Raw genomic sequence first — 13,767 nt, 5'->3', positions numbered from 1 at the left:
TGTTGGAAAGAACCGCGATGACTCTGCAAGCCACCGTCGCCTGCGAAGTGAACAGCTACCGGACCCCGGTCCGCTTCCACCTTCCCAATCCGGACGATCATATCCAGAGGTTCATCCTGCAGAACCGCGCTTTCTACGAGCGGGCGATGCTGGAAGATATCGGATCGTCGCTGCCGGAAGATGCACTTGCGGTCGATGTGGGCGCCTATATCGGCAACCACACACTCTTTCTCAGCTCCGTCCTTGGTGTCCGGACGCTCGCCATCGAGCCGAACCCGGCTGCCTTTGCGGTGCTTCAGGCGAATGTCGAGCTTAACGGCATAAACAGGCTGGTCGAGCTCCACCCGCTTGCGCTGGGTGCCACCACTGGAACGGGCGAGATCGTCGCTGCGGATGCCGCCAATCTCGGTGGCGCGCGGTTCCTGCAGGCTGATCACGGCGATATCCGCATGGTGAGCCTTGACGATGTCGTTGGCGAGCGGCGGGTTCATCTCATCAAGATCGATGTCAACGGTGTGGAAGCCGATGTGCTGCAAGGGGCGGTGGCAACGATTGCACGTTGCCGGCCGAAACTGGTCGTCAGCGCCGGCACTGTCGCCGTGTTGGCGGCGGTAGAGGCCGTTCTTCGCCCCTTGGGCTATCGCAAGATCCAGCTTTATAACGAGACCCCGACCTATCTTTTTGAGGTGTCGCATGCCGAAGCCGCCATGCCTGGGCGAGCCATCGACCTGCTCGATCCGCGTGACCTCGCCGCATTGCCGCCGACTCGGGAGATTGCCGCCGGCATGGCGACCGTGGCTGGCAACGAGATTGCCTTGCGAGCAACGGTCATGTCGCTACTGCCGCAGGTCGATTGGCTTTATGTCTATCTCAACGGCTTCACCGAGGCTCCACGCTTCATCGCCGAGCATCCTAAGATCCGGCATTTCATCGACACCGATGGCAGCCGCTATGGCGACGCCGGCAAGTTCTGGGGGCTGGAGCAGGTCGAGGATGCCGTCTACGTCACCTGCGACGACGACATCATCTATCCCGACGATTTCGTCGCTCGGATGATTGGTGAGCTGGCGCAGTTGCGCGGCCAGGCGGTCGTCAGCGTGCACGGTTCGATCATCCTGCAGCCGAGCCGTGGCTACTATAAGGAACGCGGCCGTGCCGTCTTCCACTACGAGCGTTCCCTCATGCGGCGCCGGCGGGTTCATGTGGCGGCGACCGGCACCGGCGCGTTTCACTCCAGCCTCATCAAGATGACGCTCGCCGATTTCCGCCATCGCAACATGGCGGATATCTGGCTTGCGGAATATCTGCATCGCCATGGTATTCCGGCCTATGCCGTGCCGCGCAAGGAAGGCTGGTTGCTCTCGATAGAGGTGCCGCGCTCCTCGATCTATGCGCAATCGGCGGCCAATACCGGATCGTCTTACGACAGTTCGCGCTGGCAGGACGAGGTGTTGTCGTCGATATACCCACTCTCGCTCCTCGCATCGGACGCGGCGGATGCCGCATCGATTGTCTACCTTGTGGATACCGACCGTGCTGACGGGCTGGTAGAGTTCATCCTGGCGGTCGTCGGACGTGAGCGCGACCCAATCGTTTTCGTCACGTGTGATCACGAGACGGAGGATATGCGCAATGTGACGCTTCATCCGGATTTTCTCTGCGAAGTGCATCTTGTTGCCCGCAGCGGCGGGCACACATCCGCCTACCGGGAATTGCTGTCGAAGCATGCGGGACGCGTCAAGGCCTGGACTCTTCGCAACGGCAACGAGTTGAAGCCGGCGGCAGGCAGCGAGTGGGAAAAATGGCTCGAGCCGATTGCCCCGCTCGCCGGCTTCATATCCCCGGCACTTCCAGCGGCAGTACCTACGGTGCCGGGCATCGTGGATAGTCGTCCGGGCTTTGATTCCGCGAAATATTGGGAGCAACGCTATCTGGCTGGCGGCAATTCAGGAGCTGGCTCCTACAATAAATCAGCCGAATACAAGGCTCATATCCTGAACGCCTTCGTGGCTGAAAAGCATCTGAAGCGGGTAGGTGAACTCGGCAGCGGCGACGGCAACCAGCTCCGCTATCTTGCCTTCGAAGATTATACGGGATTCGACATCTCGCAGACGGCGGTCGATCTCTGCCGGCAGATGCACGGAAATCGTCCCGGTCGCACCTTCGTCTGGCTTGGCGATCCGCAGCTGGACATAAGCAGCTACAACGAAACTTTCGAGCTGACCCTGTCACTCGACGTCATTCTTCATCTTGTCGAGGACGAGGTTTACCGCGCCTATATCGACAGGTTGTTCTCCCTGTCGAACCGGTATGTTGTCGTCTACACCTCGAATTACGATGCCCCTGACCGGCACGGTGCGATCCATGTGAGAAACCGGCGGTTCACCGATGATGTGGCGCGCTTGCTGCCGGAATGGAAGCTGCTCAAGCACGTCGACAATCCCTACAAGCACCCGCTGATTTCGGAGGCGGACTTCTTTGTCTTTGGCAAGGACGGCGCCGAGGACATGTCTTTCCTCGATACGATCAATGAGCGCCCGCTCGGACAATAAGGCGGGTATTACGCGCCGAAAGACAGGCTCAAGTGAAAGCCGGCCGACATGATTTCGCGGCCGGCTTTTATATTGGCGATGCTCAGCCGCGACGCCGGCGCTCGCGCACTGGCGCGGCTCCGCCTTCGTTGGCGCTTTTGTTGCGCAGTGGGCCGATGCGTTCGATGATGACCTCCAACGTCGGGCGCGGGCCGGGCGTGTAGTTATCGAGCGCGTGGCGCATGGCGGCGAGGTGATTGCAGGACGTGCCGCAGCAGCCGCCGATGATCTTGGCGCCGGCGTCGCGGGCAAGGCGTGCATAGTCGGCCATCAGCGGCGGCGTGCCGGAATAATGGATTTCGGCGCCGCGATATTCGGGAATGCCGCAATTGCCTTTGACGATGATGATCGCGGTCGGGTCAGCCTCGGTCATGTCGAGCAGGCTTGAGAGGATATCCGACGCGCCGACGCCGCAATTGGCGCCCGTGGCGAGCGGGCCTTCGCCGACGTCCTTGGCAACGCCATGGAGATCTTTCGGATGCAGGCCCATCATCGTCTTGCCGGCAGTGTCGAAGGAGCCGGTGTAGGTGTAGGGCAGGCCGACCTTGACGGCGGCCTCCGCCGCGGCGCGGATTTCTTCCGCTGCCGACATGGTTTCGATCCAGGCGACATCGGCGCCCCCGGCTTTCAGACCTTCGATCTGTTCGGCAAAGGCGGCAACGGCATCCTCATAGGTCATCGCGCCGAGCGGAACCAGCAGCTCGCCGGTCGGGCCGACGGAGCCGGCGACGATGACCTTGCGTCCGGCATTGTCTGCGACAGCGCGGGCGATTTCCGCCGCCGTCTTGTTCAGGCTGTGAACGCGATCCTGCGCATGGTGTAGCTTCAAGCGGTGGCGCGTGCCGCCGAACGTGTTGGTGAGGATGATATCGGCGCCGGCATCGACGAAATCCTGATGCAGCTTGGTGATCCGTTCAGGATGCTGCTCGTTCCAGATCTCCGGCGCTTCCCCGGCCTCCAGCCCCATGGCGAAGAGATTGGTGCCCGTCGCGCCATCGGCAAGCAGCACGCCCTTTTCGGCGAGAAGATCGGTCAGGGGATTGGCTGTGACGGTCATGGCGTCTCCTCGGGTGTTCTGGATTGAAATGCAGATATAAACATTTCTTTATGTGATCGCAATGTCGGGATGAAGGCAGAGCTTGCTCGATACTGCGATCTGAAGAAAAAGCGCCCGGGCAGGGCGCTTTCCACTGTGCGACGGCGATGGATTTCAGGCTGCTGCCATTCTTGCCGTTTCATGCGTCGTCGGCGTCACCATGGCTGTGATGATGCCTTGCAGATCGATAGTGCCGATTGGCCGGCCAGTGGCATCGGTGACGATGGCAGCGTTCTGCGCATTGTCGGTCATCTGCTTGGCTGCCATTTCCAGCGTCATGTCACCGGGCACGCGAGCTCCGTGGGCCTCGCCGGTAATTGGCTTCATGATGGTCTGGGTCTGGATGATGCGGCCGCGGTTCACTTCCCTGACGAAGGCGGTGATATAATCGTCAGCGGGTTTCAGCACGATGTCCTGGCCACTACCTTGTTGCACGACCTTGCCATCACGCAGGATGGCGATCTTGTCGCCGAGGCGCAGGGCTTCGTCGAGATCGTGGGTGATGAAGACCACGGTCTTCTTCAATTCCTTTTGCAGGTCGAGGAGCACGCTCTGCATGTCGACGCGGATCAATGGGTCGAGCGCGGAATAGGCTTCGTCCATCAGCAGGATGTCGGCATCGTTGGTCAGCGCCCGGGCAAGGCCGACGCGCTGTTGCATGCCGCCGGAAAGCTGGTTCGGATAATGGTTTTCGAAACCTCGCAGGCCGACGCGCTCGATCCAGTATTGGCCCTTTTTAGCGCTCTCGGAGCGGGAGATACCCTGGATATCCAGGCCGTAGATGGTGTTTTCGATCACGGTGCGGTGTGGCAGCAGGGCGAATTTCTGGAACACCATCGCCGTCTTGTGGCGACGGAATTCGCGCAGGGCATTTTCGCTCATCTTGCAGACGTCGACGCCGTCATAGAGGACCTCGCCGGCCGTCGGCTCGATGAGCCTGTTGATATGCCGGATCAGCGTCGATTTTCCGGAGCCGGAGAGGCCCATGACGACGGTGATGGCGCCGGCCGGCATGTCGATGTTGATGTCCTGCAGGCCGAGAACATGGCCGTGCGTCTCGTTGAGTTCGGCCTTGCCGAGGCCGTTCTTGACCGCATCCACATAGTCGCGCCCGCGCGGGCCGAAGATCTTGTAGAGGCTCTTGATCTGGATCGCGTGACTAGCCATGGATGACCTCCGAGTGCTTCTGGAGCCGTCTGCCATAGGCCTGGCTCGTACGGTCGAAAATGATGGCGATGGCGACCAGGGCGAAGCCGTTGAGGAAGCCAACCGTGAAGAACTGGTTGTTGATGGCCTGCAGCGTGTTCTTGCCTAGCCCGCCGACGCCGACCATCGAGGCGACGACGACCATGGCGAGCGACATCATGATGGTCTGGTTGATGCCGGCCATGATGGTGGGCAAGGCAAGCGGGATCTGCACGTTGAACAGTTTCTGCCTGTGCGACGAACCGAAGGCGTCGGCCGCCTCCAGCACTTCCTTGTCGACGAGGCGGATGCCGAGATTGGTCAGGCGGATCATCGGCGGGACGGCGTAGATGACGACGGCGATCAGGCCCGGCACCTTGCCGATGCCGAAAATTACGACGACGGGAATGAGATAGACGAAGCTTGGCATCGTCTGCATCACGTCGAGGGTCGGATTGATGATTGACTGCAGCCGATCGGAGCGGGCCATCAATATGCCGATCGGAAGACCGATGACGATGGCGATGAGGGTACAGACCGTCACCATGGCGAGCGTCACCATCGTGTCGCCCCAGAGACCGCAGACGCCGATCAGGATCATGGAAATGGCAGTGCCGGCGACGATCTTGAGATTGCGGCTGGCGGCATAGACGACGCCCATCATGACAAGGATCACGATAAACCAGGGCGTGTTGGTGAAAAGCCATTCAAGATGGTTCAGAAACCATTGCAGCGGCTGCACCACGGTATCGATGATATTGCCGTAGGAGCGGACAATCGCCCTGAAGCCATCATCGATATTCTTGCGCGCGAGGCGGATCAGCGTCTCGTCGATCGCCGGAAAATTACAAAGAACTTCCGGCAGGAAACTACATTGAATAGCCATGAACTTCCCCTTTTACCCGGTTCTTGTCCAGTTCATGCGTGTGGCCTTCACGCAAGATGGTACAGCAACACTGAGCCGGTTCTTCAGGCTGCTTCTTCCTTTTTACACCACTCGCAGGCGCCGTTCTTGACTTGTTGCGACCTCAGGCCATGCCGGCCTGTCGGTATATGAGCGGCGCCGCAGTCGTTGTGAGTTCGGAACTGGCGGTCGGCGAAGCGCCTGCCGCCAGTTCCGTCGTCTCGTGTCAGAGAGAAGCCTTGACCTTGGTCGCGACATCGGCGGAGACCCACTTGGTCCACATGTCGGGGTAGGTCTTAAGGAAGTACTTTGCCGCGTCTTCGTTTGTGCCCTGGTTATCCGTCATCCAGGCCAGAACCTTGCCGACCGTGCCGTTGTCCCATTTGCGGGTCTTGACGTAGTCCATGGCAATGCTTGCCTTGGATGCGAAGTCCTTGGTCACGACGGTATAGACGTCGGAGACCGGATAGGAATTGACCTTCGGATTGGCGCAATCCTGGATCGCCGTGCAGGCGTCCCATTCCTTCTTGTCGTGCGGCACGCCGAAGCTCAGGCGCACCATGTCGTACTTGCCGAGAATGGCGGTCGGTGCCCAATAGTAGCCAAACCAGCCGGTCTTCTTCTCGAAGGCATTGGCGATCGAGCCGTCGAGGCCGGCGGCAGAGCCGGTATCGACCAGCGTGAAGCCAAGCTTCTCGGCGCCGATCGCCTTATAGAGATTGGCCGTGGAGATCTGGCAGTTCCAGCCCGACGGGCAATTGTAGATGGCGGCTTTGGATTTGTCTTCCGGAGCAGGGAAGAGTTCCGGATGCTTCAGAGCGTCCTGGACGGTCTTGATATCAGGATGCGCGTCGGCGAGGAACTTCGGAATCCACCAGCCTTCGACACCACCGTCGCTGAGAAGCGGCGCTGCCTCAATCAGGCGGCCTTCGGAAACGGCCTTGTCGAGCGCCGTGCGCACGGCATTGACCCAGAGTTCGGGCGCGATGTCCGGCGTACCCTTCTCGTTCATGGAGGTGAAGGTCGGCTGCGTGTCGCCGGTGACCAGCGTTACATTGCAGCCGTAGCCATTCTGCAGGATGATCTTGTCGACCTGAGCGGCGACGCCGGCGGATGCCCAGTTCATTTCGGCGATCGAAATGTCGCCGCATTCCGCAGCCTGTGCCGAGCCAGCCAAAGCATAGGCACCCATTGCGAAGATGGCGGAAGCGATAAGCTTCTTCATTGGATTACGTCTCCCAGTTTCTCGTTAAGTTACGGAAATCGGCACCAGGCGGACTTGGTGCCCGCCGATCTCCCTTCAGCGTGGTCGAACCACAACCGTTCACGCGCCGCTGACGACGTTTGTCCGGTCCCCTATGCTGCTGTCGTGCGGTTTGCTTCTTATGTGGCCGCGGAAGTCTGTCGCGACCGTGCTCTTTTCACATCGACGTGATGTAGCCTAATGATTTGAGGGGGAAATCAACCTGCTGTTGGTCAGTCCGACTTACGGCGACATGTCGGGAAGCCTATATAAGCGTTTGAATTAGCCTATTTTCCGCTATTCATGGCTGTAAAATGGGCGTTGAGAGCCGGGGTTGAGCGCTCGGATCCGGTAGAGATGAATTGTCTCTAGAATATCGCGTCCGGCAGAGACTTTTTGTATTCCATTCACGCCGTTTTCGTCGTCTTGAGAAAAACCGAAAATTTTTGGAAAATTTGTCGGATTCATCCTTATTTAAGCACTTAATAACCCTCCGGTAACGATGTCCGGCTATCAATCGAGATGTGGCGGGGGATACCGCCCCATCTTCGGATCAGGTAGTGCGTCCCGGAGATGGCGAGCCTTGCAGTGTAATATGCAAGCGAGCCGGCGTTTTTGGCAAACCGCGTCGATCCCCGGATCGCGCGGTTTTCGCGTTTCAGGCCTTGGTCTCACGGTCTCCGTCAGAATCGATATAGCATGTGAACTCAGCGCGCGAGCAGACGTTCAGTTTGCTCGCTGAAGGATGAAGACAAACGAAAGCCGCCGATGCGGTTGCATGGCGGCTTGTTTTGCGGGCAGGCTATGGCTTGACGGTCGATCAGCCGACGCTGTAGGTGCGGATGAAACCGATGGGGCCGGAGCGGGTGTCGAGCTGCTGTAGTCGGTTGTCGGGGCGGGGTGACGGCAGCTTTGAATTCCAGGCGATCTGAATGGAATTCTTGTTGTTGAAGATGAAGAGCATCGGGGTATCCTCCAGGCCGTATTGGCCAGCTTTTGTTGTATGATTTGGCCGTGGAGATAATCCTGTTCGATGAGGCGAGCAATGGATGAAATCGTCATCCGATGTCGCAAATAGAGTAAATGGTGAAGTGGTGCATTCTTGCCCGGGACTGCCAGTTTTCGGCCGTTGGTGATGGCGGCGAAATCAAGGCAAAATTCCGGTATTGCAGTGGCAAGGCCCAGATGGAGCGATGACGAATGACGAAGGCGATCATGCTGCAGGGAACCGGCTCCGATGTCGGAAAAACGGTATTGGTCGCCGGCCTTTGCCGCCTGTTCGCCAACAGGGGCGTCCGGGTCCGTCCGTTCAAGCCGCAGAACATGTCCAACAATGCCGCAGTCGCCGAGGATGGTGGTGAGATTGGCCGGGCGCAATGGCTGCAATCGCTGGCCGCGCGCGTGCCGTCCTCGGTGCATATGAACCCTGTGCTCCTGAAGCCGCAGTCGGAGACTGGCAGCCAGATCATTGTACAGGGCAAGGTCTGGGGATACGCGAAGGGCAGGGATTATCAGGCACTGAAGCCGCAGCTGCTGGGCGCAGTGCTGGAAAGCTTTGCGACCATGCGCGCCGGAACCGATCTGGTCATCGTCGAGGGCGCCGGCTCGCCCGCCGAGATAAACCTCCGGCAGGGCGACATCGCCAATATGGGCTTTGCCACCCGCGCCAATGTGCCCGTCGTGCTGGTCGGCGATATCGATCGCGGCGGCGTCATCGCCTCGCTTGTCGGCACGCATCATATCCTGCCGGAGGAAGACCGGCGGATGATCCGCGGCTATATCATCAACAAGTTTCGCGGAGATGTTTCGCTGTTCGGCGAGGGGGTCGAGGCCATTGGCAGCTTCACGGGCTGGCCCTGCCACGGCATCGTGCCTTGGCTGAAGGCGGCGGGCCGGTTGCCGCCCGAGGACTCGGTCGTGTTGGAGCGGCTGGCGCGCGGCTCCGACGGCGCGCTGAAGATCGCGGTTCCCGTTTTGCCGCGCATCGCTAATTTTGACGATTTTGATCCGTTGCGCGCCGAGCCGGATGTCGATCTGGTCTTCGTTCGCGCCGGCGAAAGGCTGCCTGTAGATGCGGGGCTCGTGATTTTGCCGGGTTCAAAATCGACCATCGGCGATCTCATGGATCTGCGGGCGCAGGGATGGGACCGGGATATCGCCACCCATGTCCGGCGCGGCGGTCGCGTCATCGGCATTTGCGGCGGCTACCAGATGCTCGGCAACGTGGTCTATGATCCACTCGGCATTGAGGGATCGGTCACGGAAACGCCGGGGCTTGGGCTGCTCGATGTCGAGACCGAGATGGCGCCGGAAAAGACCGTGCGCAACAGTATGGCTCAATCCACGGAGTACGACGCGCCGCTTTCCGGCTATGAAATCCATCTTGGCGTGACACGTGGCAACGATTGCGACCGGCCCTCGACCATGATCGACGGCCGGCCGGATGGGGCGCGTTCTGGCGATGGCCTCGTCATGGGCACTTATCTGCACGGGCTTTTCACCAGCGATGCCTATCGGGCAAGGCTGCTGGCAAGTTTTGGCCTGAGCGGCGAGCGGATGGATTACCGCGCCAGCGTCGAGACGGCGCTGGACGAGATTGCCACGGAACTGGAAGCGGTGCTCGATCCGGCCTGGCTCGACAGTCTCGCGGGCTAAAGCTCGCCGGAGACCTCGCGGCGGCGGCGGTCTAGTTCTTCGCTGTAGCGGCGCAAAGTGTAGCTCTCGGTGAGCAGGCCTATCACCTTGCGCTCGATGAGGTCGTTGACCACCACCAGGGCTTCGCTTGCCGTCTGGTCGAACAGGGCAGCGGCCTGCTTGGCATTCATCTGCGGTTGTAGGAAGTCGTTGCGGTGGCGGATGAAGTCGGCAAGGCCGTGCTGCTCATCATCCTTTTCGACCGGGCTAGCATAAATGTCCGGCACCAGCACCATGCCGGCATATTTATCGTCCTTGTCGAGCAGAATGACGCGCTGGGCCGAGCCGATTGGAAAATCGTGCCGAAATTCCTCGATTCGCATGCTGACGCTTGCCGTGTGCACATCCGGACGCATCATCCGCGCGACTGTCAGGTTGCGGATCCAGCCGACGTCATGGGCGCTGCGAATGCTTTCGCCGCGCAAATGGAAGCGCCAGGTGGCGAAGGAATAGCCGAAGGTCGTGCGCACCACCAGCGACGAGGTGATGACGGCGGCCAGCACCAGCGCGGTGATCGGGAAATCGCCGGTGATCTCCAGCGCCAGGAAGGTCATGGTCAGCGGTCCGCCGATGATGGCGACAGCAAGCGAGCTCATGCCGACGACGGCGTAGATGACCGGTGTCAGCGTGGTGTGATCGAAATAAGGGGCGCAATAGGCAAAGATCTTGCCGAGCAGCGCGCCCATGAACAGCGAGGCGAAGAACAGGCCGCCTCGGAAACCGGAGCCGATGGATACCGCGGAGGCAAGCGACTTCAGCAAAAGGAGGCTGGCAAGTCCCCATAGGGTGACTTCACTGCCGAGATTCAGGTGCAGCGCACCGTGGCCGGCGGAGAGAACCTGCGGCGAAATCAGCGCCAGAAGGCCGACGACCAAGCCGCCGAGCGCCGGGCGAAAGGGCGGCGCGATCGAACTCTTGCGTGCCAGCTCCTCGACAAAGGCGACACCCTGCATGATCAGGATGCCGACACCGGCGCAGAAGCCGCCAAGCAGGATGGCCGGGATGTAGTCGGCGGGGACCACGGCACCGAACCGGCCGACATCGATGGTGAAATCATCGCCGGCAAGCATGCGGGCGATGAAGGTCGAAATAAGTGCCGAAACGACGACCGGAGTCAGCGTTAGGATGGAATAGGTGCCGATGATCAGCTCAAAGGCGTAGAAGGCTCCGGTGAGCGGCGCGTTGAAGGCGGCGGCGATTGCGCCGGCAGCACCACAGCCGACCAGCATCCGAAGATCGGCGCGGCGAAACTGCATCTTGTAGCCGAATTTCGAGGCGATGCCGGCGGCGAGCTGCGTGTAGCCGGCTTCCAACCCGACGGAGGCGCCGAAACCGTTGGAGATCAGGTTCTGCACGGCGACAAGGATGCTGTCGGTCAGCGACAGGCGGCCGCCGTGGAGCGCATTGGCTTCGATCGGATCGATCATCGGCTTTTTGCGGGTGCGTGACATAATGAAGATCATCAGGCCGAGCAGGATGCCGCCGGCGATCGGGGCGATCAGCAGCAGCGACTTGTCGGTAATCTGCATGGCGGCCGAGCTCAACCGGTCGTCGTCGGGGATGCCGTAGACGAGGCTATGGAGCTCACGCGATATCAGGCTCATCGCCGTGACGGCGCAGCCGGAGGTCACGCCGACGAAAGCGCCGGCAATGACGAGCCCGAGCTCGCCACGGCGAAAAAGCGCCCTCAGCCGGCTAGGGCTGAAAAAGGCGGAGAGAACACCGAGACGGCGTGGTTGAAATTTCTGCAACATGGGGAACTGACGATAGTTTCGTGCTCAGATGTATATACCTGGCTTCCATAAACTCCTAACATCAAACAATTACGGCAAAAAGACTGCGCGATCAGTGGTTCCCGAGCTATTTTCGCTGTCGGAACAGCGGATGTCGCATCCGCCGCCTTGATTGACTTGCCTGGGCCGAAAGCCTAATCATTGCGGCATAACGAATGGTTCCCGAGCGGCGATCTGCCGCATGGGATGAAAAGGGAATGTGAAGGGGCGGACCCAACTCGGGCGTTCTCATCACAGCCGACCCCGCGACTGTAGAGCGGTCAGGGTTTTCCATCCGGTTTTGGGGGTATTTCGTTGGTAGTCCGCATGGTGCGGGCGAGCGAAAGCAGCTCCAGAGCAGGAAAAGCCACTGGCGTGGCATCGTGATCAACCAGGGCTGGGCGCCTCTATTATCTACGAATCGTCCGCTTTTTCATGATGACCTGCCGGGAAGGCGAGGAAGATCCGCTGGTGCAAGAGCGGGGGCGACCGGTTTCGGTTCGCCTCCGCTTGCCGCACCTCACCCGCGAGCCAGGAGACCTGCCATGCGTACCGGGCGTAAAGCCTATCTTGGGACGCATGTCTCGTTGCCAGCACGGAGGTTGTCATGGCGCCAAACGAATTTTCGCGTGTAAACGCCTGTTTTTCGGGCTTAGCTGCTTTGCGCCGATCTGCCCGTTCGTGCGGGAGCGACAATAGCTGATGCCATCCTCACCATCCCGCGCGGTCTTCGTTCTCGGCGGCGCGCGCTCCGGGAAATCCCGATTCGCCGAAAAGCTGATCTCCGATACCGGCCTTGACCGTCACTACGTGGCGACCGGGCAGGCTTGGGACGACGAAATGCGCGATCGTATCGCACAGCATCGGAACGATCGCGGCGATCTGTGGACGACACATGAGGAGCCGCTCGATTTGACCGCACGTCTGGCGGCGATCGATAGCGTTGGCCGCGCTGTTCTCGTTGATTGCCTGACGCTATGGGTCACCAATCTGATGATGGCCGAGCGCAATATCGCGGCGGAGTTTTCCGCTCTTACCGAATTTCTGCCGAAGGCCAAGTCGCGGCTCGTTCTCGTTTCCAACGAGGTCGGGCTCGGCATCGTGCCGGAAAACCGCATGGCGCGCGAGTTTCGCGACCATGCCGGCCGGCTGCACCAGATGATCGCGGCGGCAAGCGCCGAAGTCTATTTTATCGCGGCGGGACTGCCGCTGAAAATGAAGGGTTGATCCGCATGAGCCAAGAAAAGATTCCCGCCACTGTCATCACCGGCTTCCTTGGCGCCGGCAAGACGACGCTGATCCGCAATCTCTTGCAGAACGCCGGCGGCAAGAAGATCGCCCTGATCATCAATGAATTCGGCGATCTTGGCGTCGATGGCGATGTGCTGAAGGGCTGCGGCGCAGAGAATTGCACCGAGGACGATATCATCGAGCTCACCAATGGCTGCATCTGCTGCACCGTCGCCGACGATTTCATTCCGACCATGACGAAGCTTCTGGAGCGCGACGTGCGCCCGGATCATATCGTCATCGAGACGTCCGGCCTGGCGCTGCCGCAGCCGCTGGTCGCCGCCTTCAACTGGCCGGATATCCGCACCCAGGTCACCGTCGATGGCGTCATCACCGTGGTCGATAGCGCCGCCGTCGCCGCCGGTCGTTTCGCCGATGATCATGACGCCGTCGAAGCCCGCCGCGTCGAGGACGATTCGCTCGATCACGAAAGCCCGATCGAGGAATTGTTCGAGGATCAGTTGACCTGCGCGGACCTGATCGTTCTCAACAAGACCGATCTCATCGACGTCGCCGGCCTTAGCCGTGTGCGTGCCGAAGTTGCCTCGCGCACCGTTCGCAAGCCGACGATCATCGAGGCAAAGAATGGTGACGTCCCCATCGCCATCCTGCTCGGCCTTGGCATCGGCACGGAAGCCGATATCGCCAACCGCAAATCGCATCATGAGTTGGAACACGAGGACGGCGCACCGCACGACCACGACGAGTTCGACAGCTTTGTCGTTGAGCTAGGCCCAATCGCCGACCCCACCTCGTTCATCGAAAAGCTGAAGGGCGTGATTTCCGAACACGATGTCCTGCGTCTCAAGGGCTTTGTCGATGTTCCCGGCAAGCCGATGCGCCTGCAGATCCAGGCCGTCGGCAGCCGTATCGACCATTATTTCGACCGCGCCTGGGCGCCGGGCGAAGCGCGGGCGACGCGGCTGGTGGTGATTGGGCTACATGAGATGGACGAAGGGATCGTGCGCAAATCGATCGAGGCGTCGGTCTAA

General features: G+C 60.3%; 10 protein-coding genes and 1 riboswitch. Of the genes, 4 read left to right on the top strand and 6 right to left on the bottom strand.

All coding sequences use genetic code 11. The features are described 5' to 3' along the window. Positions 1-17: 17 nt before the first annotated feature. On the top strand, positions 18-2,552 hold the full coding sequence (locus tag HB780_RS17250) for an FkbM family methyltransferase (RefSeq protein ID WP_183694114.1): 2,535 nt from the start codon (positions 18-20) through the stop codon (positions 2,550-2,552). Positions 2,553-2,634: 82 nt separating this feature from the next. On the opposite strand, the gene bmt is transcribed toward HB780_RS17250, so the two are convergent. The 5 genes from bmt to HB780_RS17225 form a co-directional block, all read right to left on the bottom strand. Further along, positions 2,635-3,648, bottom strand: a complete 1,014-nt coding sequence (bmt, locus tag HB780_RS17245; protein ID WP_183694111.1) for a betaine--homocysteine S-methyltransferase — start codon at positions 3,646-3,648, stop codon at positions 2,635-2,637. 153 nt (positions 3,649-3,801) lie between these two features. After that, positions 3,802-4,854, bottom strand: coding sequence for a quaternary amine ABC transporter ATP-binding protein (locus tag HB780_RS17240; RefSeq protein ID WP_183694108.1), 1,053 nt, complete (start codon positions 4,852-4,854; stop codon positions 3,802-3,804). Next, positions 4,847-5,758, bottom strand: coding sequence for an ABC transporter permease (locus HB780_RS17235; protein WP_183694105.1), 912 nt, complete (start codon positions 5,756-5,758; stop codon positions 4,847-4,849). Before HB780_RS17235 ends, HB780_RS17240 begins: the two co-directional genes overlap by 8 nt. Positions 5,759-6,002: 244 nt before the next feature. Beyond that, positions 6,003-7,001, bottom strand: coding sequence for an ABC transporter substrate-binding protein (locus tag HB780_RS17230; RefSeq protein ID WP_183694102.1), 999 nt, complete (start codon positions 6,999-7,001; stop codon positions 6,003-6,005). A gap of 838 nt (positions 7,002-7,839) precedes the next feature. Further along, positions 7,840-7,983 carry a hypothetical protein gene (locus tag HB780_RS17225; protein ID WP_183694099.1) on the bottom strand — a complete coding sequence of 48 codons (144 nt, stop codon included), beginning with the start codon at positions 7,981-7,983 and terminating at the stop codon, positions 7,840-7,842. Between the two features lie 236 nt (positions 7,984-8,219). Here HB780_RS17225 and HB780_RS17220 point away from each other — a divergent pair, with 236 nt between their 5' ends. Beyond that, positions 8,220-9,674 carry a cobyric acid synthase gene (locus HB780_RS17220; protein ID WP_183694097.1) on the top strand — a complete coding sequence of 485 codons (1,455 nt, stop codon included), beginning with the start codon at positions 8,220-8,222 and terminating at the stop codon, positions 9,672-9,674. On the opposite strand, the gene HB780_RS17215 is transcribed toward HB780_RS17220, so the two are convergent. Then, a complete protein-coding gene (locus HB780_RS17215) occupies positions 9,671-11,467 on the bottom strand; it encodes a chloride channel protein (protein WP_183694094.1) in 1,797 nt (598 codons plus the stop codon). The two genes, HB780_RS17220 and HB780_RS17215, sit on opposite strands and share 4 nt — an antisense overlap. 178 nt (positions 11,468-11,645) lie before the next feature. After that, positions 11,646-12,047: riboswitch (cobalamin riboswitch) on the top strand. Between the two features lie 140 nt (positions 12,048-12,187). Here HB780_RS17215 and cobU point away from each other — a divergent pair. Together cobU and cobW are read left to right on the top strand one after the other, a co-directional pair. Then, positions 12,188-12,712 (top strand): bifunctional adenosylcobinamide kinase/adenosylcobinamide-phosphate guanylyltransferase, encoded by a 525-nt coding sequence (gene cobU / locus HB780_RS17210; protein ID WP_183694092.1) that lies wholly within the window; start codon positions 12,188-12,190, stop codon positions 12,710-12,712. A 5-nt stretch (positions 12,713-12,717) separates the two neighbouring features. After that, positions 12,718-13,767, top strand: a complete 1,050-nt coding sequence (gene cobW / locus HB780_RS17205; RefSeq protein ID WP_183694089.1) for a cobalamin biosynthesis protein CobW — start codon at positions 12,718-12,720, stop codon at positions 13,765-13,767.

It is taken from the genome of Rhizobium lusitanum (assembly GCF_014189535.1).
Classification (GTDB): Bacteria; Pseudomonadota; Alphaproteobacteria; order Rhizobiales; family Rhizobiaceae; genus Rhizobium; species Rhizobium lusitanum_C.
This window is presented reverse-complemented; position numbering and strand designations above follow the sequence as displayed.